The following is a 26,333-nucleotide window of genomic DNA, read 5'->3' as shown; positions in this document are numbered from 1 at the left end:
GAGAACGCCGTCGGGTTCGCTCGGACTCGCTACGCTCGTCCTCGCTCCCCGACGAGTTCTCGCTCACTTCGCTCGCGAGAACGCCGTCGGGTTCGTTCGACGTTCGGCGTTCGTTCGCTTTTCGGGTTCGCTCGGCATTCGACGTTCGGACTCGGACGCTCGCCGAGACGCTCCGTTCGCGTGGGTCCCGCTACTCGTGAGGCTGGTCTGTTCGAACGACCGCAGTTTCCCCGGCGACGACGAGGAGTCGCGTTACCGATTCGGCGTCCGTCGTCCGCGTCCACCCGGTGCTAGAAGAGTCGCGTACGCATCGAACGGCGCGGGTGGGAGTTCACGACGCGACGTAGCCGGTGTGAACTCATAAGTCGAGCGGTGGGGCGAACGGCGCGAGTCGTCGGAAGCGGGCGTTCTTACACTCCCCCGCCGAACGGAGACTATGGACCTCACGCTGGTCGCTCTCGGAATCTGCTCCGTCGTCGCCTTGCTCGTTCTCAGCGCCTTTTTCTCCAGTGCGGAGACGGCCATCTTCTCGCTGCCGGTGGCGTGGGTGGACGACCAGGCGCGGACGGGTCAGCGGCGCGCGACGACGCTGAAACACCTCCGCGACGACCCACACCGACTCCTCGTCACGCTCCTCGTCGGGAACAACCTCGTCAACGTGGCGATTTCGAGCATCGTCACCGTCCTCCTCGTCGAGTATCTCTCGGCGGGTATCGCCGTCACCGTCGCGACGCTCCTCGTCGCGGGCGTCATCCTCGTGTTCGGCGAAATCGTTCCGAAATCGTACGGCCTCGGCAACGCCGAAGGCTGGTCGCTCCGCGTCGCTGTCCCCGTCTCGCTGGTCGAACGGGCTCTCTCGCCGCTCGTCGGTCTGTTCGACGCGCTCACGCGATGGCTGGCGGCGCGACTCGGCGGCACGGTCGACATCGAAGCGCCGTACGTCGAGTGACTTCAGAACGTCACGCCGACGCCGGAGAGCGTCACGACGGTGATGGCGAGTCGGCCGACGCTCCCGACGAACGTCGCGGCGGCGAACTTCAGGTAGTCCTCTTCGAGGATGGAGAACGCGTAAATCGATAGCGTGTCCGGGAAGCCGGGAACGCAGAGCGCGGCGGCGAGTCCGGCGTAGCCCCACGTCTGCGCTATCTGGAGCGTCTTTCGCTCGGTCCACTCCATGATGTCGAACCGGGACTTCCGGAGTCGCTTCTCGATGAATCCAGACTCTTTCGCCTCCTGTCCGATGTGAAACGCGAAGACGCTCCCTGCGGCCTTCCCGGCCCCGCTGACGAGCATGATGACGCCGAGGCGGGCGGTGTCCGAGAGGCCTAACTCCAGCGGCGCGAACAGGACGACTTCGCTCACGCCGGGGAGGGCGAAGGCGATGAGGAACGAGTAGACGAAGATAATCGCCAGACCCACCCACCCCGTCGCCGTCTCGACGGCGGTCGAGAGCCACCCGAAGTCGGGCCAGATGCTCGCGGACGCACCGCTCGTGGTCAGTTCGACGGCCACCTCGGTCAGCACCGACGCCGGAGTCACCGCGGAAGAGAGCACGTCGAGGACGGCGAGAGACACGGTTACGAGATGCTCTCAGACGAGGAGAGGTAAGTCTTGAGATTTTGGACGGGTGCGGACTCGAAGGCGTCCGTGCCGGACGGTTCAGCGGACGGCGTCGAGGTCCGACAGGAACGACGAGAGCGTCCCGCGAGTGACGTGCGGCATGCAGACGACGCGGAGGAGACCCGACGCGGTGCGCGAGATGCGCCACTCGCGTTCGCGGAGGGCGTCGAACGCCGGTTCGGGAACCTCGGCGGCGACGAGGGGGAGTTCGGGGTCGACGACGCCGAACCCCCTCTCGCGCAGTTCGTCGGCGAACCAGTCCGCGAGGGCCGAGGCGCGGTCGTACTCGCGGCGGTAGCCGTCCGGCCAGAGTTCGTCCATCGCCGCGGCGGCGGAGGCGACGCCCGCTCCGCTTCTGGTGCCAGTCAGCGTCGCTTGCGAGGTGGATTCGAGGTAGGGCGTCTCGACGGCGAGCGCGTCGAGTCCGGCCCGTTCTCGGAACAGCAGACCACCGGCCGGGATGCACGCCTGTCCGCACTTGTGCGGGTCGACGGTGAGCGAGTCGACGGGCGCGTGCGCGAAACTCCAGGCGTGGTCGGTGAAGGGGAGGAGGAAACCGCCCCACGCGGCGTCGACGTGGCAGAACGCCCCGGCGTCGTGGGCGATTGCGGCGAGTTCGGGAACGGGGTCGACGCGGCCGAACTCCGTGCTTCCGGCGACGCCGACGACGAGAATCGTCTCCTCGTCGACGGCGGCGCGGACGGCTGACAGGTCGGCGCGGTGGTCCTCGTCCGTCGGGACGAGACGGAGTTCCACGTCGAGCACGTCGGCGGCCTTGTTGAACGAGAAGTGCGCGCTCTCGGGGGCGACGACGTTCGGATTCGTCCGGTCCCGGAGACGGTTTCGCGCCGCGCGGACGGCCTGTACGTTGGCCTCCGTACCCCCACTCGTGACGTAGCCGTGGGGTTCGGCGAGGCTGGTTATCTCCCCGAGGGTGTCGACGGCGTCCGCCTCGAGTGCGGCGACTTCGGTGTACGTCGAGGGGTCGCCGGGGTTCGTTGCGAGGTACCGTTCCGCGGCGCGGCGCGCCGCCGGATGTGGCTCGGTACACATCGACGAGAGGACGCGGTCGAACGTCTGCGGGACGGACCGCTGCATACTCTCGTCTCGTCCTCACTCCGTTTATCAATTCCGTTGTGTGTCTCGCAGACCGACGGACGACGGTGCCGCGTCGGCCGACCACACTCACGGGACTTTGACGTAGTGATAGCCCGCCGACTGCAGTCTGACCAACTCGCCGACGCCGCTGGGAACCAACTCGACGCCCGGAAGCGCCTCCGACCGCGGTACGTCGCGAGCGTCGAAGCACGTCGCACCCGCTTTGACCGTCACGCCGTCCTCGACTAACTCGGCGACGGCGTCTCGTTCCGCGGCGTCTGCGGTGACGAGGGAGATGCCGTCGCGGTGTGCGAGTATCGTCACGTCCTCCACGCTCAACTCCTCGTTTCGACGGAGTGCGGCGGCACATCTGAGCGCGAACTCCCTGTCCGCCTCGGCACTACTGGTAAGGTGAACGACAGCTTTCATCGAGGTCGGTAGGCGCGGTGGTAGAATAAGGGTTCGTCGGAGTCGCGGCGGACGGCGGCGTCCGTCTCGGGGTTCGCCGCCTCAGCGAACCGAGTCGAGGACGAGTCGCTGTTCGACGCGCTTGACCTCGTGTTGGACGTCGCGGACGGCGTCGATGTTCGCCGAGATGGAGGAGACGCCCTTGTCCACGAGGAACTGCACCATCTGCGGTTTCGACCCGGCCTGCCCGCAGATGCTCGTCTTCACACCGACCTCTCGACAGGTCTCGATGGTGTCACCGATGAGTTTCAACACGGCGGGGTGGAGTTCGTCGAATCGACCCGCGACGTGTTCGTTGTTGCGGTCCACGGCGAGGGTGTACTGCGTCAGGTCGTTCGTCCCGAAGGACACGAAGTCCAGACCCGCCTCGGCCATGTCGCCGACGCAGAGCGCAGACGCGGGCGTCTCGACCATCACGCCCCACTCGCGTTTCTCGGGGTCGATACCGGCCTCTTTCATCAGTTCTTTCGCGCGGAACACGTCTTCTGCGTCGTTGACGAGGGGGAACATCACCTCGACGTTGTCGTACCCCATCTCGTACAGACGACGGAACGCTTCCAGTTCGTGTTTGAACAGGTCTGGTTTGTCCAGGCTACGGCGGATGCCGCGGTAGCCCAGCATCGGGTTGTGTTCGCGTGGTTCGTCTTCGCCGCCCTCCAGTTGCCGGAACTCGTCCGTCGGCGCGTCGAGGGTGCGCACGCGGACCGGTCTGGGATAGAACTCCTCTGCGACGCCGCGGATTCCCTCGACGAGTTCCTCGATGTACGCGCGTTCGCCGTTGTCGGCGATGTACTTCGCGGGCGTCTTGCCCAGAGAGAGCACCATGTGTTCGATGCGGAGGAGGCCGACGCCGTCCGCGCCCGTCGCGGCGGCGCGTTCTGCGGCCTCGGGGATGGAGACGTTCACCTTCACCTCCGTGGCCGTCATCGGTTTGACGGGCGTCTTCGGCCGGGCCTCCTCGATGGGTTCGCGTTGCTCTTCTTTCGCTTGCGCGCCCTCGCGGATGGTGCCCTTGTCGCCGTCGATGGTGATGGGCTGACCGTCCGCTATCTCGCGGGTGCCCGACCCGGTGCCGACGACGGCGGGGACGCCGAGTTCGCGCGAGACGATTGCGGCGTGAGAGGTCATGCCGCCTTCGTCGGTGACGATTCCCGCCGCGCGCTTCATCGCGGGGACCATGTCCGGCATCGTCATCTCGGTGACGATGATGTCGCCTTCGGCGACCTGGTCGAGGTGGTCGAGTTTGGTGATGATGCGGGCGTTGCCGGCGGCGATGCCCGGACTCGCGCCGAGTCCGCGGAGGAGCATGTCGCCGGAGGACTGCGACGCCGCCTGTCCGGTCTGGCCGTTGTCGGACCCGCCGTCGCCGGCGGCCTCTCGGGCGGCCGCCTCTTGCTCTGCGTTGTCGGATATCGTCGTGATGGGCCGCGACTGCAGCATGTAGACGTCGCCCTCGTAGATGGCCCACTCCACGTCCTGCGGTTCGCCGTAGTGGTCTTCGACGCGTTCGCCGAGTTCGACCAGTCGGGCGATTTCGTCCTCGTCTAAGACGCGCTTGCTCCGCTTGTCGTCGCCGACTTCGCGTTCGACGGTCTGGCCCGTCTCGGCGTCTTTGACCATCATCATCTTCTTGTCGGCGACGGTGGCCGTCTCGACTTCGCCCGAGGTGCGGTCGACGACGTAGTTGTCCGGCGAGACGGACCCGGAGACGACGGCTTCCCCGAGACCCCACGCGGCTTCGATGATGATTCGCGGTTCGCCGGTGGAGGGATGCGAGGTGAACATCACGCCGGACTTCTCGGCGTCGACCATCTCCTGGACGACGACGGCGATGTCGACGTCGCGGTGGGGGAACCCTTTCCGGTTCCGGTAGTAGATGGCTCGCTGCGAGAACAGCGACGCCCAGCACTCCTTGACTCGCTCGATTAGTTCGTCTTCTTGAACGTTGAGGAACGTCTCTTGCTGTCCGGCGAACGACGCGTCCGGAAGGTCCTCTGCCGTCGCGGAGGAGCGAACCGCGACGAAGGCCTCACCGTCGCCGACGTCCTCGTAGGCGGCGAGAATCTCCTCGGCGACGGAGTCGGGGACGGGCGTGTTCACGATGAGTTCGTGCGCCCGTTCGTGGGCCTCTTTCAACGCCGCGGAGTCCTCGTGGTCCACGTCGACGGCGTCGAAGAGTTCCTCGTCGATACCCGCGTCCTCGATGAACGACCGGTACGTCCCGGCGGTCACGACGAATCCCGGCGGGACAGGGAGGCCCGCGGAGGTCAGTTCACCGAGTGAGGCACCTTTGCCGCCGACTGTGCCCAAGTCGTCGGCGCGTACGTCGTCCAGCCAAACTACAGGCATTAGCGTTCGTCCATCACTACAAACCCTAATAAGTACTTTCCGAACAACCCATGCGTGAATAAAACGCTACTCGGCACCGAGTACGTAATTCTTGCCGGTCTCCCTCAGTCGTCGCCGCGTCGTTCCCGGCCGTGGGTTTCGCACAGGACCTCACCCGTTTCAGGGTCCAGATAAAACGGTTCGCCGGTGCCTATCCCGTCGCCACAGACGGCACAGCCGTCGTCGTGTCGGAGGAAGTACTTCCCCTCCGCGCGCCCCGTCTCCAGTCGGTCGGCCCGCACCGCGACGCGCGTGAGGCCCTCGCCAATCTGCGTTCGTTCCGGGCCGTCGGCCTCCTCGAAGCGTATCGGTTGCACGCGCTGAGGGTTCGGGCGCGAACGGCTAAACGCCACCGTCGGCGAGGGGTTCTTTACGCCGGAACGCTTCTCTGGTACTGTGCTGCCGGACTGGGTGTCGTCGTTTCCGCCGTGGCTCTTCCTCGGGGTCGTCGGCGGACTTCTCGCGTCTGCCGCCGTCGCCGGCGTCTTCGTCGTCGGCGGTCGACTGTTCCCCGACGAACCGGTTCCGAGGGGCCGAGTCGACGGCGCGGGTCGTCGACGGAGAGAGATACGGGACTACCTCCGCGAGATAGCCGAACCGTTCGCCGAAGAGTACTCTCTCGACGGCGAGACGGTCGAGTTCTACCTCCCCGACCGCGACGTCGCCATCACGTTCGACCCGAAGGCGTACTTCCGCCTCGAACGCGCGGGGACGTACACCGTCCTCTGCGAGTACGAGATGCCCGCTCGCGCCCTCGGTCGCCGCCTCCCGTTCGAGGTGCCCGAACCGGAACCGCTCTCGCCCCGAACGGGCGACCCCGTCGCCGTCGCGTTCGACCGCCTCGACCTGCCGCGAACCGCTTCGGCCGACGAAGTTCGAGGGGCGTACCGCGACAAGGTGAAGACGGTCCACCCAGACCACGGCGGGTCGCAGACCGAGTTCCAACGACTCCAGGAAGCGTACGCGATGGCGAGAGACCACGCCGAGGGCGCAGCGGCCTGATATCTCTTCTGACGACCGCTACTCCGCGACGCGCGCCGCCTCGGTGACCTCGTAGAGGACGTCGCCGTCGCGCAGTGCGTCGGTGACGCGCCCCACGAGGTCCGTCGTCGCGACGACGACTCCGCTGAGACCCCGCGCCGCCCCCGCCGCGGCGACGTCGCCCGCCGCCAGCGACGTCTCGGTTTCGACGCCCGCCTTCCGAAGTGAGACGACGGCTTCGACGCCCGCGGCGACGACGACGTCCGCGTCCGCACACATCGCCGCCAGCGTCTCCACGTCGACGGCGCGACTGCCCCCCGACCGCGCGGGCGGGACCTGTACGACGGTCACGCTCCCGGGGTCCATCTCGATGACGCCCTCGAACCCGGTGATGCTCACGTCTTCGCCCGCCTCGGCGTCCGTCGTCGCGACGCCCGTGGCGGGGCCGTCCGCGTCGGGCGAGGCGTGCAGGTGTCCCTGGCGGAGCGTGAGCGTCACCGTCTCCCCCGCGGTGACGTCCGCCGTCGCGATGGCGGCGTCCTCTTGGACGCTCTCTAACACGTCGTCGGTGACGTGGTCGGCGAACCGGCGGAGGTCTTTCGCCTCCTGAAACAACCAGTCGACGCCCTCCTTCGTGACGCGGTAGCGCGACCGGCCTTCCTTCTCGACGTAGCCGTCCTCGACGAGTTGCCGCGTGTACTCGCTGACCGCCTGACTCGTCACGCCGACCGCCTCGGCGACTTCGCCTTGACTCACCGCCGGTTGCCGGTCGGCGATTTCGACGAGGATGCGGAGGCGCGTGGCCGTCCGTTTGTCTTCGAGGGCACCGCTCATACCCAGACGTGGCGGTGAGCGATGAAAAATCCCCACGGACCGCGCCGCGACGAGCGTCACGGCTTTGCTCGTCCGGTCCCTCGCATCTCCCGTGCACGAGGTCACGTACCGGGACCGCGCGGTGTTTCTTCCCGACTCGGAGACGCTGGTCGTCGCGGACCTCCACGTCGGCCGCGCGGAGGCGTCGTCGGTGCAGTTCCCCCTCGGGGAACGACGCGACCTGACCGACCGACTCGCCGCTCTCGTCTCGGCGTTCGACCCCGAGGACGTCGTCCTCGCGGGCGACGTTCTCCACCGGTTCGATGCGGCCACCGCCCGGGCCGCGGACGGCGTCGCCGCCGTCGCCGACACCTGCCGCGACGGCGGCGCGCGACCCGTCTTCGTGCGCGGCAACCACGACACCGTCCTCGAATCGGCGTGGGACGGCGACGTGCACGACGAGTACGTCGTCCGCGGGTCGGCGCGGGCCGGCGCGGACGGCGACACAGACTCCGACGCAGACGCCGATACCGACGCAGACGCCGATACCGACACAGACTCCGACGTGGTCGTCTGCCACGGTCACGCCGCGCCGGAGACCGAAGCGGGACTATACGTCGTCGGTCATCTCCATCCGAGCATCTCTATCGAAGGGCAGCGTCGACCCTGCTTCCTCTCCGGCGACGGCGTGTACAGCGGTGCGGACGTCCTCGTCCTCCCGGCGTTCACGCGCCTCGCCGCGGGCGTCGCCGTCGGCGGACTGTCTGGGTCGGACACGCGGTCACCGCTCGTCACCGACGTCGACGCGTTTCGCCCTGTCGTCTACGACGCAGACGCCGACGAGGCGCTCTCGTTCCCGCCGCTCGGACGATTCAAGCGGATGCTCTGAGCCTATTCTGCGTCTTGCAGGACCGCCTCGGCGGCCTCCCGTCCGCTCCGCATCGCTCCCTGAATCGACGACCACGCGGTGTAGTCGCCCGCGAGGTACCGCCGCTTCGCCGGTTCGCGGGCGTCGGGGAGGGCGTCGTGGACGCCCGGCGGCTGGTCGAACTGCGCGAACTCGATGCGGTCGGTGTGGAGCGGCTCCAGTTCCGAGAAGTCGCGGTCGGGGTACCACGACTCCAACACTTCGCGCGTCCGCGCCGCGAGTTCGCCGGCGTCGCGTTCGAGCGCGGCCGTTCCGAGGAACGTCGCGTTCAGCAGTTCGGCGTCGCCGGGGGCGTACTCGGGTGCGATTTCGCTCATCGGGACGACGGTGTTCGGCGCGTCGTCGCCCGCGTTGAGGAGGAGTTTGTTCCCCGTCTTCAGCTTCGTCCCCGCCGGAAGGCGGTAGTACTGCGTGACGCAACTCCGCGCATTCGTCGGGACGAGTTCGACGTCCGTCAGGCGCTTTGCCTCCTTCGGGTCGGTGGCGACGACGATGCGGTCGGCCTCCACCGTCTCGTCGCCGACGCCGAGCGTGACGCCGTCGCGGCCGCCGTCTATCCGGTCGACGCCGCGGTCGGTGACTATCTCCGCGCCCGCCTCGCGCGCCTTCGCGGCCAACTGCTCGGGGATGGCCTGTATCCCGTCGACGGGGACGCCGATTCGCCCCTCGCTCAGCATCTTGAACGTGTACTCGAACACCCGTTTCGAAGTCGAGAGCGACCGGTCGAGCGTGATACCGCCGTAGAACGGCGCGACGAAGTTCTCGACGTACCCCTCGGAGAAGCCCCACTCGCGCAGGTAGTCGCGGATGCTGTCGTCCTCGGCGTCGAATATCTCGTCCTCGTCGCGCGACCCGACGTGCTGTCGAAGCGCGAGCGTCCGGAGTTTGTCCGTCGTCGTGACCTCCCGATTCAACAGCGACGCCACCGTCGCTCTCGGGTTCCGTATCGGGTCCGACAGCGTCGACCGCTTCCCCGGCCGAGCGATGACCGCCCCGGGAGAGAAGTAGCGCATATCCAGCGCCTCTACGTCGAGTTCGCGACGGACCGCGGGGTACGCCGTGAACAACACCTGAAACCCTCTGTCGAAGGTGAATCCGTCGCGCTTCTGCGTGCGGACCCGGCCGCCGACTTCGGGTCGCCGCTCGAACACCGTCACGTCCGCGCCGCCGTCGGCGAGGTGTCGCGCCGCGACGAGGCCCGCGAGACCCGCGCCGGCGACGACGACGTGTTCTCCGTCCATACGCTCTCGTCGGCCGGCGAACACAAAGAGGCGGGTGGTTCCGGGCGGCCGGTTCCGAACGAGGTGCGTCGTTCGCGAAGAGCGAATGTGGCTCTGTCGAAATACTCGAACGCGGACAGTTTGCTGAGGCCGTGCTGAACTCAGCGCACGAGTCGGTCAACATAACTGGCATCTCTTCACCAATTGTTGGAGGTTTCAGCTCCTCGAATTGCGTATCTAAGATAGAATATACCGTGCCCAAACCACAGCACCGACGCCTGCCACCAAGATAGCAATTCCAAGGAGAGCCAGTTTAACGGAGGTATTCGGTAGCATATTCTCACTACTCTAGTTTTGATTGTAGGTTTGTCGGTAGAACAGAGCGCGTACACTCTTGATTCAGAATTCCTCACAAACAATCTCTGAATAAATGTCGGTGCCGTGCCGAATACACCCTCTAAGTTCCGTACGAACTTTCTGACAACTGTTGGGACGATTGGGTGCGCCCACACATTATAGATGCCCGACAACTACCCAGAGGGGGCTAATACGGTCCAAATCTCCGGATAGTGAGGAGCTCACGGAGGCCTTCTGTATCGAAGTCAGTGTCGGAGACGACCAGTTCCTTCCCTTCAGATCGAGCCGTAGCTGCGATCATGAGGTCACGTGGGGACATGGGGTTGCCAGATTCGAGAAGTCGGTTCTGCATCCGAGCGGCTTCGAGCGCGACCTCTTCGGAGAAGTCCAGAGCAGTGACTCGCGCGAAGTTCTCGCGCGCCCCGATGAGGTCCGTCTCACCCGCTGAAAACACCTCACCAGCGAGAACTTCGTAGACACAGATGCTAGAAGTGGCTAAGCCCGGTTGTTCATCGACGAACTCGACGACTTCCTCGACACCGTCGAGGTAATCGATGATAACCGACGAATCGAGAAACGTCACTACTGGAAGCTCTCTCGGGAACGTTCGATCGCTTCGCGCGCCTTTTCGGCTTTGTCGGTTCCCTTCCACGCACCGGCCTTCATTCCCGAACCTTCGTTCGCCAATCGGTCGAGGAACTCGTCCCAACTTTCGTCTTCGCGCTTTAGCCGCGCCAACTTCGCCTTCGTCTCGTCAGAGACGCGAATTGATGTGCTCATACGCATACGTTGTGTATGCGGGCAGAAGTAGTTTGAGGGAACTAACCGTCGGGTGCGATAGTGACTTTTAGAGTCGAGGCTGTGGCATACTCTCCCCGTTCAGCACGCCGCTTCTATCTAGTTCTGAGGAGCTCGATGAACATTCGTCTCCTCCGACAATCGACTTCGACAGTGAACTCTTACCGGAGTCCGATTACAACGAGTGACCGAGTCAGGGTGTTCCGACGAACCGATGTCGTTGAACGAGATAGACGCCCGAGAGAAGGACGTTCAGCAGTGGGATGAACACGAGCAGGTAGAGGACGTGCGGCGTCCACTCGGACCGCTCACTGACGTACGTACGGTCGTGGTAGAGCGCGAACGGCGCGAACAGAGACACTGCATAGCTCAGAAGGACCGGGACAGCGGCAATCTCGGTAAGATACCCCGAGAGCTGTACTCCGAGGTGTGGAGCTAACACGACGTTCGAGAGCGTCACCGAGACCCAGAGGAGAAACAGCACGGGAAGCATCAGAATCGGAATCCACCACTTCCCAGCGAACATCACTTGTCGGGTGTGCGTCGTAGACATCGAAGACAGCTCAGTGACACGAGTTGCGTACGATACGATATACCTCTTCTGTTGAATGAGTTCCTCCACCGAGCATCTTCGAACGACTGCGTGGAGCGGACAGTTCATCGACGGCGAGCGGTCGTAGACCGCGAGCCGGACATTTTTGATCCACCGATAGACGCAAAGCGTCTATCGAGCCTCGCTTCGCGTTGCTCAGCGAGACAGTTTTTTGCGTTCACGAGGCGCGGAGCGCGACCCGAACGTGCGAAAAGCTGGGCGGGAATGGCTAAAGGTTAGTCCGTCGGGTCGTACCGTCCGGTATGGAGACACGCGACACCTTCCTCGGACTGGCGTGCGCCGAGACGGGCGATCGGTACGACGCCGACGCCACCGGCGAGAGCGACGCCGGCGCGCACCTGACTCCCGTCTACGACTTCGACGCCGTCGACTGGACGGGCGACGGACTCGCGGACCGGCCGACGGACACGATGTGGCGCTACGCCGACCTCTTGCCGTTCGTCGACCCGTTGACGGCGAACGAGGGAGCCACGCCGACCGTCGAATCGAGCGAGTTGGCCGACGAACTCGGCGTCGGGACGCTCTCGATAAAGGACGAGGGGCGCAACCCGACGGGGACGGTGTTGGACCGGGGACTCTCGCCCGCCGTGACCGCCGCCCGCGAGGCGGGCGCGGAGTTGGTCGCCCTCGCCGCCGCGGGCAACGCGGGGCAGTCGGCGGCGTCCTACGCGAGCATGGCCGAGATTCGGTCGTACTCGTTCGTCCCCTCGCGCGCGCCGTTCTCGAACAAGGCGATGGTGAACGTCCACGGCGGCGAGATGCGCGTCGTCGGCGGCCGGTATCCGGACGCGGAGTCGGGACTACACGAGCAACTGAAGTCCGAGTGGCACACCTTACAGGAGTTCGACAACCCCTACCGCCACGACGGCATCAAGACGCTCGCGTTCGAGGTGGCGGAGTCGCTCGATTGGACGCTCCCGGACGCCGTCGTCGTCCCCGCGAGTACGGGTGAAGTCGTCGCCGGGGTGACGGAGGGCTTCCGACAACTCCGCGAACTCGGCCTCGTGGCGGACCTTCCCGCCGTCTACGCCGCGCAAGCGTCCGGCTGTGCGCCCATCTACGCCGCGCACGAACGCGGCGAGAGAGACGTGGAAGCGTGGGAGCAACCCGACACCATCGTCGGCGAACTGGAGATACCCGACCCGAAGGGCGGTGTCGCGGCCGTAGACGCCGTCGAGGAGACGGGCGGCGACGTCCTCGCCGTCGACGACGAAGACATCCTAGAGAGCGCCGTCGTCGCCGCGCAGACGGCGGGTGTCGAAGTCGGCACCGCGGGCGGTGCGGCGATGGCCGCCGCGTGGGAACTCGCCGAAGACGGCGTCGTCGACGCCGACGACCACGTCGTCGTCGTCAACACCGAGTCCGGAACGAAGACCGCAGACGTCCTCCGCAGTCACCTGATGGGCAAGGGTATCTGACCCCGGCGACCGGATTCACCCCGTCGACGACTCGTGTTTCTTCCCAGCAGACTTTTACTTTAGACCCGGCTAATTCCGGCTATGTTGAGTGACGTGATGGAGGACTACCTGAAGGCGATTTACCAGATTCAGTCGACTTCGGGGCCGCCGGTTTCGACCTCCGCTATCGCGGAGTACCTCGACAAGACGCCGCCGACGGTGACGAGCATGCTCGGAAAACTCGAAGAACGCGGACTGGTCGCCCGCGAGAAGTACAAGGGCGTCGAACTGACCGAAGAGGGCGAGACGGTCGCACTGGAGGTGCTCCGTCATCACCGCCTGCTCGAATCCTACCTCGCCGAACACCTCGACTACTCCTGGAGCGAGGTCCACGAGGAGGCGGACGCCCTCGAACACCACATCTCCGAGGAGTTCGAGCGTCGCGTCGCCGACGCCCTCGGCAACCCGACGGTCGACCCGCACGGCGACCCCATCCCGTCGGCCGACCTCGCACCGTTAGAGCACGACGAGACCGACGTCCTCTCGGACCACGACGTGGGCGACTACGTCGTCGTCACGCGCGTGAGCGACCGCGACGAGGAGGAGTTGGAGTACCTCGAAGCGGCCGGTATCACGCCGGGGACGGCGCTCGAAGTCACCGACGTGGCTCCGTTCGGCATGGTCACCGTCCGCACCGAGGGCGGCGACGAACAGAGCCTCCCCGACACCGTCGCCTCGTCCATTCGCGTGAAGGAACTGGAACCGGACCCCGACGGCACCAACGGCGAGGTGCGCACCACGTGACCGGTTACCTCGAAATCGTCACTATCGCCTTCGTCACCCAACTCGCGGTCCTCCCCGGCGAGAAGGTACAGTTCATCATCGCCGCCCTCTCGACGCGCTATCATCCCGCCGTCGTCGTCGCCGCCGCGGGGTCGGCGTTCGCGGGGTGGACCGCACTGGAGATTCTGTTCGGGCAAGCGCTCAGAACTGCGCTGCCTCCGCTCGCACTCGACGGCATCACGGCGGTGCTGTTCCTCACGTTCGCCGTCCTCCTCTATCGCTCCGCGCCCGACTCGGAGACGACCCACCGAGAACTCGCACGCGAGACAGAAGCCGAGACGGACGGCGGGTTCGGCGACGTCACGTCGCGCGTCGACCTCCCGGGTCCGCTCTCCCGTCTCTCGGGGTCGTTCGGCGGATTCGTCCCCATCTTCGCGATGATGGCCGCCGGGGAGTTCGGCGACAAGACCCAGTTGGTCACCATCGGACTCGCCGTCGAGTACGGCGCTACCTCGGCCATCTGGGCGGGCGAGATGCTCGCTATCATCCCCGTCAGCGTCGCGAACGCGTACTTCTTCCACACGTTCTCGCACCGCTTCGACGTGCGGAAGGCGCACCTGGTCTCGGCCGCGGTGTTCGCGTTCTTCGGTCTCGACACCGTGTTGTCGATGGCGACGGGGTTCTCCGTCTGGGAGGCCGTCGTCGGTGCCGTGACGGCGTTCCTCGGCGTCGCCTGAGGCTCTCGGCCGTCGTTCCGGTCGTCCGTTCCGTTCGATTTATGCCTCGCTCGCCGCAGTGAACGGACGTGTCGAACGCCGTCGTCACTCTGCTCGCCGGAGTCGTCTTCGGCCTCGCGTTGGCCGCGCCGCCGGGACCGATGAACGCCATCATCGCCGAAGAGAGCGTCGTCCACGGGTGGCTCTCGGGGTTCAAAGCCGGACTCGGTGCGATGACCGCCGACGCCATCTTCTTCGTCCTCGCGGCACTCGGCGTCGTCGCGTTCGTGCAGGACGCACCGACGGTCCACGCGGCCCTCGTCGGCGTCGGCGGCGTCCTCATGCTGTACTTCGCGTACGGCGCGGCGCGGGACGTCGAGTCGTCGTTCCGCGCGAGCGAGACGGCCGAGAGCGGGGGGAGAACCGGGTTCACGAAGGCGTTCGTCCTCGCACTCACCAACCCCTACCAGATTCTGTTCTGGCTCACCATCGGCGTCGGGCTGTTGGACCCCGGAACGCTGGACGTCCTCGCCGAGATGCCGTATCTCGGGGGGGCGCTCGCCGGCCTCCTCGTCGTGGAGACGGGGTCGCCGACGCTCGTCGTCGGGTTCTTCGGGGGCATCCTCGTCTGGATAACGGGCTTTCCGGCCGCCCTCGTCGGCGCGGAACGCCGCGTCGACGCCGTCGCACCCGTCGTCGCCGGCGGGAGCGCACTCGTTCTCGCGGGGTTCGGCGTCCTCTTTCTCTCACGCGCGACGGGTCGTGTCGCCTCGCTCCTGTCGTCGGGCGCGCTGACGTTCTCGTGAGCGTGCGGAAACACTAACCCTTTCATCCGTCCGGCGGGAGCATCGACTATGTTCGAGAAGTCTTCGTGGATACAACTGCCCCGGAACGTCCTCTTGGGCCACGATGTCCTCGACGAACTCGCCGACGCGGTGGACGAACTCTACCTCAGCGGTCGCCCCTTCTTGGTCACGAGTCCGACGCCCGACCGAATCGCGGGCGGCGCGGTGCGCGACCAGTTCGAGGACCCCGCCTCTTTGACGATAGAGAAGGCGAGTTTCGAGACGGTCGAACGCGTCGTCGACGCCGCCGAGGCGGCCGACGCGGGCTACCTCATCGCTCTCGGCGGCGGCAAGGTCATCGACACGGCGAAGATGGCCTCCGACCGCCTGGAGTGCGGGTTCGTCTCCGTCCCCACCGCGGCGAGTCACGACGGCATCGTCTCCGGACGCTCCTCGATTCCGGAGGGCGACACCCGGCACTCCGTCGCCGCGGACCCGCCGTTGGCCGTCGTCGCCGACACCACTCTCCTCGCCGAGGCACCGTGGGAACTCACCACCGCCGGCTGTGCCGACATCATCTCGAACTACACCGCCGTGAAGGACTGGCAACTCGCCCACCGTCTGAAGAACGTCGAGTACTCGGAGTACGCCGGTGCGCTCTCGCAGATGACGGCGGAGATGCTCGTCGACAACGCCGAGTCGATAAAGCCGGGGCTGGAGGAGTCCTCGTGGGTCGTCGCGAAAGCCCTCGTCTCCTCGGGCGTCGCCATGTCCATCGCGGGGTCGTCCCGTCCCGCCTCCGGTGCAGAACACCTGTTCAGCCACCAACTCGACCGTCTCGTTCCGGGTCGCGCCCTCCACGGGCATCAGGTCGGCGTCGGTTCCATCGTCACCGAGTACCTCCACAGCGGCGAGGACGGCGAGTGGCGCGACATCCGCGACGCCTTAGACGAGGTGGGCGCGCCGACGACGGCCGACCAACTCGGCATCGACGACGAGACGATTCTGGAGGCGTTGACGACGGCACACACCATCCGCGACCGGTACACCATCCTCGGCGACGGCGTCAGCGAGGACGCCGCGCGCGAGGCGGCAAGGTTTACTGGTGTGATATAATTCGAGCTTTTTGCACACTCGGGTGCGCCTTCGGCGCACCGCTCGTCGCAAAAAGCTCGACCAAAAACATACCGCGAGGCTCGGCTTTCGGCCTCGCTCGCGGCACAACGACACTGACTGACCGCACCACTACCGCCACCGCATCCTCCCCGCACCGCTACCGCCACCGCCTACCGTTCCCGTCCCGAACCCGAAGACGGAATAGGTCGGCTTCCCAACTCCCGACATGGCAACTGCGAGCGCCGACAACGCCCTCAAAGAGCATCCGCTGGCCGTCACGGCCGTCCTCTCCGTCGTGGGCTACGCCCTCGTCGTCGGGACGTTTCTCGGCTGGGTCCCCGGCAGGGTGTTCCCCGACCTCTCTCTCGAACAGGTGAACCTCCTCTCGGACGCCATCGCCCTCGTCAACACCGTCAACGTCCTCGTCATCGCCGCCGGGTGGCGCTGGATTCGCCGAAACGAGATCCGAAGACACGCCGCCGCGATGGTCACCTCGTTCGTCCTCATCCTCGTCTTCCTCGTGATGTATCTCACGAAAATCGGCGGCGGCGGGACGAAGGAGTTCGTCGGCCCCGCGTTCGCGTACTACCCGTACCTCGCGATGCTGGCGATACACATCGTGCTCTCCATCGTCTCCGTTCCGGTGGTACTCTACGCCCTCGTCCTCGGTCTCACCCACTCGCCGACCGAACTCAGAAACGACACGCCCCACAAGCGAGTCGGCCGCATCGCCGCAAGCGCGTGGCTCCTGTCGCTCGCACTCGGCGTCGTCACCTACCTCCTCCTCAACCACGTCTACGGCTGGGAGTACACCCAGTCCGCGACGGCGGCGCTTCTGGCCGCCCCGGTCTGAGCGCGTCCCTCGAACGCCGCCGACACGTCCGAATGTCGAAGATTTTTATCGGCCGGCCGCAAGCCGTTCGGTATGCGAATCGCGTTCGTCTCGATGTACACCGAGCAACGCAGAGCGGACGGTGCCACGAGACGGATGCGACGCGTCGCCGAACACCTCGCCGCGCGCGACCACGACGTGTCCGTGCTCTGCGCGAAGTGGTGGGAGGGCGACGTCCCCGCGTTCGAACAACACGACGTGAACTACGTCGCCGTCACCGAGACGCCGTCGGCGACGACGTTCGCCTCGAAACTTCCGTTCGCGCTTCGACGCGTCGACCCCGACGTGATACACGCGACGAACAGTCCGCCGGGACAGGTCACCGGCGCGAAAGCGGGCGCGCGCTTCCTTCGGGTCCCCGTCGTCGTCGACTGGTGGGCCGAGCGCGAGGGCGACTCCCGCGGCGCGTGTAAGCGCGCGGCCCGCGGCGCGAAACGAGTCGTCACCCCCTCGCAGATGGTCAAAACGACGGTCAGAGAGTACGGCGCGCCCGAGGAGGCCGTCCGCGTCGTCCCGGAGTCTATCGATTTCGACCTCGTCCGCGAGGCGGACACCGACGACAGGGCGGACATCCTCTACTCGCGACACCTCGACGAGCACGCCAACGTCGAGTCGTTCTTCCTCGCACTCGCGGAACTCCGAGACAGGGACTGGCACGCCGCCGTCGTCGGCGACGGCCCGGAACGCGCCGAGGCCGAACAGACGGCTGCGGACCTCCGCATCGACGACCGAGTTGACTTTCTCGGCGAACTCCCCCCCGAGGAGTTCGTTCCTATCATGAAGGGAGCGCACGTCTTCGCGCAGACGGCCGCCGTCGAGCCGTTCGCCACCGACCTGCTGTGGGCGCTCGCCGCCGGGTGCGTCGGCATCGTCGAGTACCAAGCGTACTCCAGCGCGCACGAACTCGTCGTCAACGCCGAACGGGGCGCGCGCGTCACGAGTCCGCAGGAACTCGCCGACGAGATAACCGCGGCCGCGGGCTACTCACAGGAGACGGTGAACGACGCGTTCGCCTCGTTCGACCACGACGACGTGATTCGGCGGTACGAAGACGTCTACGCCGACGCCGTCGAGGAGTACGGGTTCTTCTAACCCAGCTTTTTGCAGACTCGGGGTCGCGAAGCGACCCACTCGTCGCAAAAAGCTGGACCAAAAAGCTGCCGCGAGGCTCCGCCTCGCGGTCCGAACCGGTGTCCGACCGCGACGCCTCCGCGACGGACGCAGAGACGTCTCTCGGCATCTGGAGAGAACGAAGCGAACGGCCGCCGACTACTCTTCGTACTCGCCGTAGTCGCCGCCGTACTTGAGGAAGAAGAACGCCAGACCGAGCGTCGAGACCATCGCGAACGTCGTCGCGATGCCGAGCGTCTTCGCCGAATCGGGGACGGTCGGGACGTTCGACGGCGCGGGCGTCGAGATGGACTCGACCACGTCTATCGTGCCGAGCATCCCGGCGGACTCGTGCGGCTGACAGTAGTATTCGTACGAGCCGAGCGTCTCGAACGTGTGGCTGTACGTGAACCCGGAGTTCTCGATGGGCTCGTGACCCTCCCAGCCCGCGCCTTCGGGTTGGCTGTCCACGACGATGTTGTGGTTGTCCGACTCCCAGACGAACTCCACCGTGGTCCCGGGGAGAATCTCCAGCGGCTCTTCGGTCCCGGGGGTGAACACGAGGTTGCCGTCGGGTCCGACGGCCACCGTCTCGCTGCCGCCGCCGCCACCGCCGCCACCGCCACCGCTTTCGGTTCCCGTTCCCGTTCCGGTCCCGGTCCCCGTCTCTTGGCCGGTACCCGTCGCAGTCCCGGTTCCGGTCTCCTGTGCCGCGGCGGCCCCGCTCGCACCGGCGGCCGCCGCAGTCCCGGCCGCGGTGGTGAGGAAGGCACGGCGGGACATCTCCGCGTTGCCGTCAGTCATGGTCGGCGATTAGGCATCGGCTGTAGTGAATACTTTGGTTTCAGTCTCGATTCCGGGCACGGAGAAACCGTCGGACGCGCCGCCGTTCAGAGCGTGTAGTCGTGCTCGCCCGTCTCCGTGGCGAGGAACGCCGCGAGGAGGTCGATGGTCGCGTCCACGTCTTCGACGTGCGCGCTCTCGGTCACGGTGTGGAGATAGCGCGTCGGGACGGAGATGGCTCCGACGGGCTTCGCTCCGTGCGTGTTCTGAAACCCGGCCGTGTCCGTCCCGCCCGCGGGCAGAATCTCGTACTGGTACTCGATATCCTCCTCGTCGGCCACGTCGCGGAGGCGACGGTGGACCTTCGGGTTCGTGATGACGCTGCCGTCTTTCAGCTTGATTCCCGTTCCGTCGCCCAGTTTCGTCACGTGGTCGCCCGCCTCGAACCCGGGGACGTCGTTCGCGACGGTCACGTCGAGGGCGATGGCGAGGTCCGGGTCAAGGTCGACGCCGAGGGCTTCGGCCCCGCGGAGGCCGACTTCCTCTTGCACCGTCGCCGCGAAGTGAACCGTCACGTCGGGGTCCTCGATTCGCTTTGCGGCTTCGAGCATGGCGAACAGACAGACCCGGTCATCGAGGGCCTTCCCCGTCACGTGGTCGCCCATCTCGACGGTCGTCTGCTCCATCGTCACGAGGTCACCCACGGAGACCGTCTCTCGTGCCGTCTCGCCGTCCAGTCCGAGGTCGACGTACACGTCCTTCACCTCGTCTTTCTTCTCTTTCTGCTCCTCCGAGAGCGTGTGCGGCGGCGGCGACCCGATGACGCCCGTCACGTCGCCGTCCTCGGTGTGGACCTGCACTCGCTGCGCTTTCAGGACGCGCGCGTCCCACCCCCCGAGTGCGTCCAGTTGCGCGAACCCCTCGTCGGTGACGTGCCGCACCATGAAGCCGATTTCGTCCATGTGGGCGGCGACGGCGACGCTGTAGTCCGAGTCTCCCTCGATGGTTCCGACGACGTTGCCCATCGCGTCCGTCCGCACCTCGTCGGTGTGCGCTTCGAACTCCCGCCGAACGATGTCGCGAACGCGGTCCTCGTACCCGGGGACACCGCTCGTCTCCGTCAGCTCCTTCAGCAACTCGAAGTCGAAGTCGTAGTCGGCCATACGGGTTCTTTCCGACGTTCGTGACAAAAGCGCTCGCTTCCCGGCGGTCTGAGAACTGACAACGAGTTCTCCGTGGTTCCGGAACGCTTTTGCCGCGCATCTGTGCATTGGACGCCATGGCAGACGCAGAAGCGGAACTTCGCGAGCAGTTTATGGAAGCGTTCAGTGACGCGGATTTCCCCGTCAAGAACCAGATGGACCTCGTTCCCGCGCTCCCGAACGGTCCGGGAACGCGCTTCGAGGCCGGTGACGGTGAAGTGAGTTTCACGGCGATGGAGATGGCGGCCAAACTCGGCTCGCACCAAGAGTTCCCGTACGACGACGCCGAATCCCTCGTCGACGACGTCATCGAGGGACTGAAAGCCGAAGGGATGCTCTAACCCACCTTTTTGCAGACTCGGGGTCGCGAAGCGACCCACTCATCGCAAAAAGCTGGACCAAAAAGATTCTGCGAGGCTCGCGTTCGCTCGCCTCGCAGTGTGACTCTCACTTCTTCGACGACCGACGCCTCCGCAGTTTCGTCTCTCATCCCTTCCGCCACACGAACCATTACGGTTCCTCCGCTGGAACTCCGTGGCATGACACACGACATCGAGCGTTACCTGAACGTTCGGAGCGCGTACGGCGCTTCCTTCGGCCCCGACGGCGAACGCCTCTCCTTTCTCATGGACACGACGGGCGTCCCGCAGGTGTGGACCACGGACGGCCCCGGACGCTGGCCCGAACAGCGGACGTTCTACGACGAACGCGTCACGTTCGCCTCGTGGTCGCCCGAGAACCCCGAACTCGTCTTCGGGATGGACGAAGGCGGGAACGAACGTCAGCAACTGCTCCGCTACGACCCCGTCTCCGGCGAGGTGTCGAACCTCACCGAGACGCCCGACGCGAAACACCGCTGGGGCGGGTGGAGCCACGACGGCGAACGGTTCGCGTTCACGTCGAACCGCCGCGACGACGCCGTCTTCGACGTGTACGTGCAGGGGCGCGAGGAGACGGGCGACGAGGCGGAACTCGTCCACGAGGGCGACGGCTGGTTGACGCTCGGCGGGTGGTCGCCGGACGACTCGAAACTCATCGTCGAGGAGGCGTACTCGAACTTCGACCAGGACGTCTCCGTCTTCGACGTCGAGTCGGGCGAACTCACCCACCTCACGCCGCACGAGGGGACGGTCCGGTTCCAGAGCGCGTCGTGGGGACCGAACGGCGAGAACCTCTATCTCGTCTCCGACCGCGAGAGCGACACGCTGGACCTCTGGCGCGTCGACGTGGAGACGGGGGAGTTCTCGCTCGTCGCCGCGGACGACGAGTGGGAGATAGACGGCGTCGCCCTCGACCAAGACTCCCGGCGCATCGTCTACTCGACGAACGTCGACGGCTACACCGAACTCGTCGTCGGCGAACTCACCGCGCCCGACCGAATCGACGAGTACGCGGTGCCGGACCTGCCGCGCGGCGTCTCCGGCGGCGTCTCGTTCTCGCCGGAGGGCGACCGGTTCGCCATCACGCTGACGCGCAGTTCCGACACGGCCAACGTCTACGTCGTCGACGCGAAGACGGGCGAGGCCGAACAGTGGACGTACGCCGCCACCGCGGGCATCCCCCGCGACACGTTCGTCGAACCGGAACTCGTCCACTTCCCGACGTTCGACGGCCGCGAGATTCCCGCGTTCTTCTCGCTTCCCGGGGACGACGCGGGCGAGGGCGACACCCCGGTCATCGTCGACATCCACGGCGGCCCCGAGTCGCAGCGTCGCCCGTCGTTCAACGCGGTCAAACAGTACTTCCTCGCGAACGGCTACGCCGTCTTCGAACCGAACGTCCGCGGGTCCGCGGGCTACGGCAAGGCGTACGGTCATCTCGACGACGTGAAGAACCGGATGGACTCGGTCGCGGACATCCGGGCCGGCGTCGAGTGGTTACACGACCACCCGGCCGTCGACCCCGACCGAATCGTCGCGATGGGCGGGTCCTACGGCGGGTTCATGGTGCTCGCCTCGATGACGGAGTATCCGGACCTGTGGGCCGCCGGCGTCGACATCGTCGGCATCGCCAACTTCGTCACGTTCTTGGAGAACACCGGCGAGTGGCGGCGCGAACTCCGCGAGGCGGAGTACGGGTCGCTCGACGAGGACCGCGAGTTCCTCGAATCCATCTCGCCCATCAACAACGTCGAGAAGATTCGCGCGCCGTTGTTCGTCCTCCACGGCGAGAACGACCCCCGCGTCCCCGTCGGCGAGGCGCACCAGGTGGTCGAAGAGGCGAGCGAACACGTTCCTGTCCGCGAACTCATCTTCGAGGACGAGGGGCACGGCTTCACCAAACTGGACAACCGCATCGAGGCGTACGAGGCTATCGTCGAGTTCCTCGACGAACACGTCTGAAAATCCGCGTATAGGTGGTTCCCACGTACGTACCACCATTACCACTCCTGCCAGTGGAGAAAATTATTAGTGGTAGCGAAAAGTATCCGGAATCAATATGTCTCGGAGGACAAGCAGTGGCCGCGTGCTCGTCGTCCTCCCGGACGCGACGCGAGACTCCCACGAAACGCTCCTGGAATCGTTGCGCTCGTCGCTGGACGCGGAGATTATCACGCGGCGAGGACAGACCGCGGCCGAGTACGTGTACGAACTCGGACCGACCATCGACTGCGCCGTCGCCCTCGACGGCGACGAGGAGATTCTCGACGTTCTCGTCGACGTGAGCGACGGTCTCCCGGTGTTGGTGTACGGAGAGACCACCGCCGAGGGTGTCTCCGAGGTCATCTCGCCTTCCGAGGGGGAGTCGAAACTCCTTCGTATTCTCTCGACGGTCGTCGAGTCCGACCGCGAACAGAACGAACTGCAGGAGGTGAACGCGAAACTCACCGCGCTGAGTCGGCACGCGAGCGCCATCACCGGATGCCAGACCGTCTCGGACGTCTGCGAAGAGACGCTCCGGGCCGCCGTCGACGCCCTCGCGTTCACCTTCTGTGTGGTCGCACTCGTCGAGGGCGACAGAATCGTCCCGCAAGCGACGACGCTCCGCCCCGAAGACCAACAGAGCTGTCACGTCAGCGAAGGGGTGGGGGGGCGAACGTACCGGACGGGCGAGACGCAGATAGTCGACGACGTTCACGCCGACGAGGACGCGTTGTTCCGAGAGCAGCGTCGTTCCGCGGTGAGCGTTCCGATCGGTTCCCACGGCATCATTCAGGTCGTCTCCGACTCGAAATGCGCGTTCACCGAACGCGACGCCGACTTCCTCGAGATACTCGCGGGCTACACGACGGAAGCGCTCTCTCGACTCGACCGCGAAGCGGCGTTACGAGGGGAACGCGACCGGTTGCACGCCTTCTTCGACAACCTTCCCGTACCGGCGGTGTACGTCGAAGAGCAACACTCCGGCGACATCGACTGCGAGGTCAACCACGCGTACGACGCGACGTTCGGTTCGACTCCGGACCGACACTGTTCGTCGCTCGAAGCGGCGTTTCCGACGGACGCCGAACGCGACCTGTTCGCCGAGCATCTCCGGGCCGACGAACCCGTCGTCGTAACCCTCGACCGGGAGACGGCGACGGGCGAGCGTCGACGGGTCGAACTGACGCTCGTCCCCATCCCCGGAACGGGTCCGACCGGGGCCGCATACGGCGTCTACAGTTGCGACGAAGCGAGACTCTCCGCGCGGAGCGAACTATCCTGAACTTCCGTTAGAGTCAAACGGGGCGGCGGCGAACCCACGGGCATGAGCGCCGACACGGACCGCGGCCAGCAACAGCGAAACATCCGTTGTCTCATCGCGAAGGTCGGATTAGATGGACACGACAGAGGGGCGCACGTCATCGCTCGCGCCTTCCGAGACGCCGGTTTCGAGGTGGTGTACTCCGGGCTCCACCGCGCGCCCGACGAAATCGTCCAGGCGGCCGTCCAAGAGGACGTCGACGTACTGGGAATCTCTATCCTCTCGGGAGCGCACAACACGCTCGTTCCGAAGATTATCGACGGTCTCAAAGAGTACGGCGCGTTCGAGGACACACTCATCCTCGTCGGCGGTATCGTCCCCGACGAGGACCGCGCGGAACTGAAAGAGATGGGCGTCTCCGAGGTGTTCGGCCCCGGCACGCCGATGAAAGAGACCATCGAGTTCGTCAGACAGAACGCGCCAGACCGCGACTGATGAGCCACGCCGAAGATACGACGTACGAAGACCGAAACCGCGAACTCGTCTCTGACCTGTTGGCGGGCGAGCACCGCGCACTCGCGAGAGTCATCACGAAGATAGAAAACCGTAGTCCAGGCTACCGTGACCTCATCTCCAGACTCCACGAACACACCGGTCACGCGGACGTCGTCGGCATCACGGGGAGTCCCGGCGCGGGGAAGTCCACGCTCGTCGACAAGGTGGCGAAGACCTACCGCGACGCCGGACTCACCGTCGGCGTCATCGCCGTCGACCCCTCTTCGCCGTACACCGGCGGGGCCGTCCTCGGCGACCGAATCCGGATGGCGTCGAACGTCGGCGACATGGACGTGTTCTTCCGGTCGATGAGCGCGCGCGGCCAACTCGGCGGCCTCTCCACCGCCACGGCGGACGCGGTGAAAGCGCTCGACGCGTTCGGCAAGGACGTGATACTCATCGAGACGGTGGGCGCGGGACAGAACGAGATAGATATCGTTCGCACCGCCGACACCGTCACCGTCCTCGTCCAACCGGGAAGCGGCGACGACGTGCAGATGCTGAAGGCGGGCATCCTCGAAATCGGCGACGTGTTCGTCGTCAACAAAGCCGACATGGACGGCGTGAACCGTACCGTCGCGGAGTTAGAGGAGATGATACACCTCCGAGACAACCCCGGTGCGAACCTCGACGTGGGCCACCACGGCGTCGACACGAGTCTCCCGGAGGGCGTCTCCGGCGGCAACGGGCGGGACCACGGCGACGACGCCGCGGACGACGACGGAGACGACGACGCCCCCGACTGGAAACCGACCATCGTCGAGACGGTGGCGACGACGGGCGACGGCGTGGACGAACTCGTCGAGACGCTCGCGGACCACGCGGACTACCTCGACGACTCCGGGATGCGCGCGGAGAAGGCGCGGATGCGCTACGCCGAGGAGATTCGACAACTGCTCCGGAGCGACGCGAACGAGTTGGTGAAAGCGGAACTGGACCGCCGCGGTGGCGTCGACGGCCTCGCGGCGGCCGTCGCCGACAGAGAGACCGACCCCTACGCCGTCGCCGAAGAGATACTCGAACCCATCCGCGAGTGCGTCGAAGACCGCGACGAGACCTGACTCGGCGACGGTTCGACCGCCCCCTCCGAAATCCCTGCCAGCCAACAGGATATAATATCGTCGCGGTCTTTCCTTCCGGTATGAAGCTCCGAACTCTCGCCGGTGGATTCGCCGTCGGTGCCGGTATCGTCGCCGCCGCGAACGCCGCCCTCTCCCGCCGGGCATCGCCGCTCGACCCCGCACTCTCCGGCGACCAGCGGACCTACCGCTGGCGCGGGATGGACGTCCAGTACACCGAGGCGGGCGACGCGGACGACCCGACGCTGATTCTCCTGCACGGCATCAACGCCGCCGGGTCCAGCGGCGAGTTCCGCGAGGTGTTCTCCGAACTCGCCGAGGACTACCACGTCGTCGCGCCCGACCTGCCGGGGTTCGGCACCTCCGACAGACCGCAACTGCGCTACTCGGCGGCGCTCTACGAGGACTTCGTCGGCGACTTCGTGAGCGAGTTCGACGACCCGGCCGTCGTCGCCTCTTCGCTCACGGCCGCCTACCTCGTCGCGGCCGACCCGGACGTCTCGCGGATGATTCTCGTCTGTCCGACCGAACGCGGCGGCCCCGAACCGAAGCAGTGGCTCCGCGAACTCCTCCGCTCGCCGTTCCTCGGCGAAGCGCTCTTCAACCTCGTCGGGTCGAAGCGCTCCATCCGCTACTTCAACGCCGACCACGGCTACGCGGACCCGAGTCGCGCGGGCGAGGAGTGGATGGAGTACGAGTGGCAGACCGCCCACCAAGAGAACGCTCGCTTCGCGCCCGCGTCGTTCGTCAGCGGCTACCTCAACTCCGAGATAGACCTCGCGTCGGCGCTGAGTGACGTCGACGTGCCCGTCACACTCGTCTGGGGTCGGGAGTCGGACCTCGTTCCGCTCAAACGCGGCCGCGAACTCGCCGAGGAGGCCGACTGCAAACTCGTCGTCTTCGACGACGCGAAACTCCTGCCGCACGTGGAGTTCCCCGACCAGTTCCTCTCGACGGTGCGCGAGGACCTGGGCGTGCCCGCGTAAGAAGGAGACGAGCGAAGGGGA

General features: G+C 66.0%; 28 protein-coding genes. 16 read left to right on the top strand and 12 right to left on the bottom strand.

Translation table 11 applies throughout. From position 1 onward, the window contains the following. Positions 1-436: 436 nt before the first annotated feature. Positions 437-949, top strand: coding sequence for a CNNM domain-containing protein (locus tag BM282_RS08715; RefSeq protein ID WP_089879386.1), 513 nt, complete (start codon positions 437-439; stop codon positions 947-949). A 2-nt stretch (positions 950-951) separates the two neighbouring features. On the opposite strand, the gene BM282_RS08710 is transcribed toward BM282_RS08715, so the two are convergent. The 5 genes from BM282_RS08710 to BM282_RS08690 form a co-directional block, all read right to left on the bottom strand. Further along, positions 952-1,512, bottom strand: a complete 561-nt coding sequence (locus BM282_RS08710; protein WP_089879528.1) for a YqaA family protein — start codon at positions 1,510-1,512, stop codon at positions 952-954. Between the two features lie 147 nt (positions 1,513-1,659). Further along, complete coding sequence (gene mfnA / locus BM282_RS08705; protein WP_089879383.1) at positions 1,660-2,718, bottom strand: tyrosine decarboxylase MfnA; 1,059 nt, start codon at positions 2,716-2,718, stop codon at positions 1,660-1,662. An 87-nt stretch (positions 2,719-2,805) separates the two neighbouring features. Then, on the bottom strand, positions 2,806-3,147 hold the full coding sequence (locus BM282_RS08700) for a DsrE family protein (protein ID WP_089879381.1): 342 nt from the start codon (positions 3,145-3,147) through the stop codon (positions 2,806-2,808). Between the two features lie 81 nt (positions 3,148-3,228). Next, on the bottom strand, positions 3,229-5,535 hold the full coding sequence (gene ppsA / locus BM282_RS08695) for a phosphoenolpyruvate synthase (RefSeq protein ID WP_089879379.1): 2,307 nt from the start codon (positions 5,533-5,535) through the stop codon (positions 3,229-3,231). A gap of 104 nt (positions 5,536-5,639) precedes the next feature. After that, positions 5,640-5,891: a hypothetical protein gene (locus BM282_RS08690; RefSeq protein WP_089879376.1), complete on the bottom strand. Its 252-nt coding sequence runs from the start codon at positions 5,889-5,891 to the stop codon at positions 5,640-5,642. A 79-nt stretch (positions 5,892-5,970) separates the two neighbouring features. On the opposite strand from BM282_RS08690, the gene BM282_RS08685 reads away from it, so the two are divergent. Further along, complete coding sequence (locus BM282_RS08685) at positions 5,971-6,576, top strand: J domain-containing protein (protein WP_089879374.1); 606 nt, start codon at positions 5,971-5,973, stop codon at positions 6,574-6,576. An 18-nt stretch (positions 6,577-6,594) separates the two neighbouring features. On the opposite strand, the gene BM282_RS08680 is transcribed toward BM282_RS08685, so the two are convergent. Beyond that, positions 6,595-7,389 carry a DUF7839 domain-containing protein gene (locus tag BM282_RS08680; protein WP_089879371.1) on the bottom strand — a complete coding sequence of 265 codons (795 nt, stop codon included), beginning with the start codon at positions 7,387-7,389 and terminating at the stop codon, positions 6,595-6,597. Between the two features lie 91 nt (positions 7,390-7,480). Between BM282_RS08680 and BM282_RS08675 the strand changes: the two genes are divergently transcribed. Next, positions 7,481-8,257, top strand: a complete 777-nt coding sequence (locus BM282_RS08675; RefSeq protein WP_089879368.1) for a metallophosphoesterase — start codon at positions 7,481-7,483, stop codon at positions 8,255-8,257. Between the two features lie 2 nt (positions 8,258-8,259). On the opposite strand, the gene BM282_RS08670 is transcribed toward BM282_RS08675, so the two are convergent. The 4 genes from BM282_RS08670 to BM282_RS08655 all read right to left on the bottom strand — a co-directional run bounded on the left by BM282_RS08670 (position 8,260) and on the right by BM282_RS08655 (position 11,197). Then, positions 8,260-9,537: an NAD(P)/FAD-dependent oxidoreductase gene (locus BM282_RS08670; RefSeq protein WP_089879365.1), complete on the bottom strand. Its 1,278-nt coding sequence runs from the start codon at positions 9,535-9,537 to the stop codon at positions 8,260-8,262. Positions 9,538-10,060: 523 nt separating this feature from the next. After that, positions 10,061-10,456 (bottom strand): type II toxin-antitoxin system VapC family toxin, encoded by a 396-nt coding sequence (locus BM282_RS08665; protein WP_089879362.1) that lies wholly within the window; start codon positions 10,454-10,456, stop codon positions 10,061-10,063. After that, positions 10,456-10,653: a DUF7557 family protein gene (locus BM282_RS08660; protein WP_089879359.1), complete on the bottom strand. Its 198-nt coding sequence runs from the start codon at positions 10,651-10,653 to the stop codon at positions 10,456-10,458. The genes BM282_RS08665 and BM282_RS08660 overlap by 1 nt, the downstream gene beginning before the upstream one ends. A gap of 211 nt (positions 10,654-10,864) precedes the next feature. Continuing rightward, the gene (locus BM282_RS08655; protein ID WP_089879356.1) at positions 10,865-11,197 is read right to left on the bottom strand and encodes a hypothetical protein; all 333 of its coding nucleotides are present in this window, start codon (positions 11,195-11,197) and stop codon (positions 10,865-10,867) included. 329 nt (positions 11,198-11,526) lie between these two features. On the opposite strand from BM282_RS08655, the gene BM282_RS08650 reads away from it, so the two are divergent. The 7 genes from BM282_RS08650 (at position 11,527) to BM282_RS08620 (ending at position 18,065) form a co-directional block, all read left to right on the top strand. Continuing rightward, the gene (locus BM282_RS08650) at positions 11,527-12,702 is read left to right on the top strand and encodes a pyridoxal-phosphate dependent enzyme (RefSeq protein ID WP_089879354.1); all 1,176 of its coding nucleotides are present in this window, start codon (positions 11,527-11,529) and stop codon (positions 12,700-12,702) included. Positions 12,703-12,783: 81 nt separating this feature from the next. Next, entirely contained in the window at positions 12,784-13,485 is a 702-nt protein-coding gene (locus tag BM282_RS08645; RefSeq protein WP_089879351.1) for a metal-dependent transcriptional regulator, read from the top strand. Beyond that, complete coding sequence (locus tag BM282_RS08640) at positions 13,482-14,201, top strand: TMEM165/GDT1 family protein (protein ID WP_089879348.1); 720 nt, start codon at positions 13,482-13,484, stop codon at positions 14,199-14,201. Before BM282_RS08645 ends, BM282_RS08640 begins: the two co-directional genes overlap by 4 nt. 68 nt (positions 14,202-14,269) lie before the next feature. Further along, entirely contained in the window at positions 14,270-14,986 is a 717-nt protein-coding gene (locus tag BM282_RS08635; protein WP_089879346.1) for a LysE family translocator, read from the top strand. Positions 14,987-15,034: 48 nt separating this feature from the next. Beyond that, entirely contained in the window at positions 15,035-16,081 is a 1,047-nt protein-coding gene (locus BM282_RS08630) for an NAD(P)-dependent glycerol-1-phosphate dehydrogenase (protein WP_089879343.1), read from the top strand. Positions 16,082-16,307: 226 nt separating this feature from the next. Next, a complete protein-coding gene (locus tag BM282_RS08625) occupies positions 16,308-16,934 on the top strand; it encodes a DUF420 domain-containing protein (RefSeq protein ID WP_089879340.1) in 627 nt (208 codons plus the stop codon). 72 nt (positions 16,935-17,006) lie between these two features. Continuing rightward, positions 17,007-18,065, top strand: a complete 1,059-nt coding sequence (locus BM282_RS08620; protein WP_089879337.1) for a glycosyltransferase family 4 protein — start codon at positions 17,007-17,009, stop codon at positions 18,063-18,065. 177 nt (positions 18,066-18,242) lie between these two features. On the opposite strand, the gene BM282_RS08615 is transcribed toward BM282_RS08620, so the two are convergent. Then, positions 18,243-18,887 carry a plastocyanin/azurin family copper-binding protein gene (locus tag BM282_RS08615; protein WP_089879334.1) on the bottom strand — a complete coding sequence of 215 codons (645 nt, stop codon included), beginning with the start codon at positions 18,885-18,887 and terminating at the stop codon, positions 18,243-18,245. An 86-nt stretch (positions 18,888-18,973) separates the two neighbouring features. Continuing rightward, entirely contained in the window at positions 18,974-20,029 is a 1,056-nt protein-coding gene (locus BM282_RS08610; RefSeq protein WP_089879332.1) for a M42 family metallopeptidase, read from the bottom strand. Between the two features lie 116 nt (positions 20,030-20,145). Here BM282_RS08610 and BM282_RS08605 point away from each other — a divergent pair, with 116 nt between their 5' ends. From BM282_RS08605 to BM282_RS08580, 6 genes are all read left to right on the top strand, one after another. Beyond that, entirely contained in the window at positions 20,146-20,409 is a 264-nt protein-coding gene (locus BM282_RS08605) for an MTH865 family protein (protein WP_089879329.1), read from the top strand. 198 nt (positions 20,410-20,607) lie between these two features. Next, positions 20,608-22,410 carry a S9 family peptidase gene (locus BM282_RS08600; protein ID WP_089879325.1) on the top strand — a complete coding sequence of 601 codons (1,803 nt, stop codon included), beginning with the start codon at positions 20,608-20,610 and terminating at the stop codon, positions 22,408-22,410. A 97-nt stretch (positions 22,411-22,507) separates the two neighbouring features. After that, on the top strand, positions 22,508-23,713 hold the full coding sequence (locus tag BM282_RS08595) for a GAF domain-containing protein (protein ID WP_089879321.1): 1,206 nt from the start codon (positions 22,508-22,510) through the stop codon (positions 23,711-23,713). Between the two features lie 42 nt (positions 23,714-23,755). After that, positions 23,756-24,187, top strand: a complete 432-nt coding sequence (locus BM282_RS08590) for a cobalamin B12-binding domain-containing protein (protein WP_089879317.1) — start codon at positions 23,756-23,758, stop codon at positions 24,185-24,187. Continuing rightward, positions 24,187-25,308, top strand: a complete 1,122-nt coding sequence (gene meaB / locus BM282_RS08585; protein ID WP_089879315.1) for a methylmalonyl Co-A mutase-associated GTPase MeaB — start codon at positions 24,187-24,189, stop codon at positions 25,306-25,308. Before BM282_RS08590 ends, meaB begins: the two co-directional genes overlap by 1 nt. Positions 25,309-25,388: 80 nt before the next feature. After that, complete coding sequence (locus BM282_RS08580) at positions 25,389-26,312, top strand: alpha/beta fold hydrolase (RefSeq protein WP_089879312.1); 924 nt, start codon at positions 25,389-25,391, stop codon at positions 26,310-26,312. Positions 26,313-26,333: the final 21 nt, after the last annotated feature.

It is taken from the genome of Halogeometricum limi (assembly GCF_900115785.1).
In the GTDB taxonomy this organism is placed as follows: domain Archaea; phylum Halobacteriota; class Halobacteria; order Halobacteriales; family Haloferacaceae; genus Halogeometricum; species Halogeometricum limi.
This window is presented reverse-complemented; position numbering and strand designations above follow the sequence as displayed.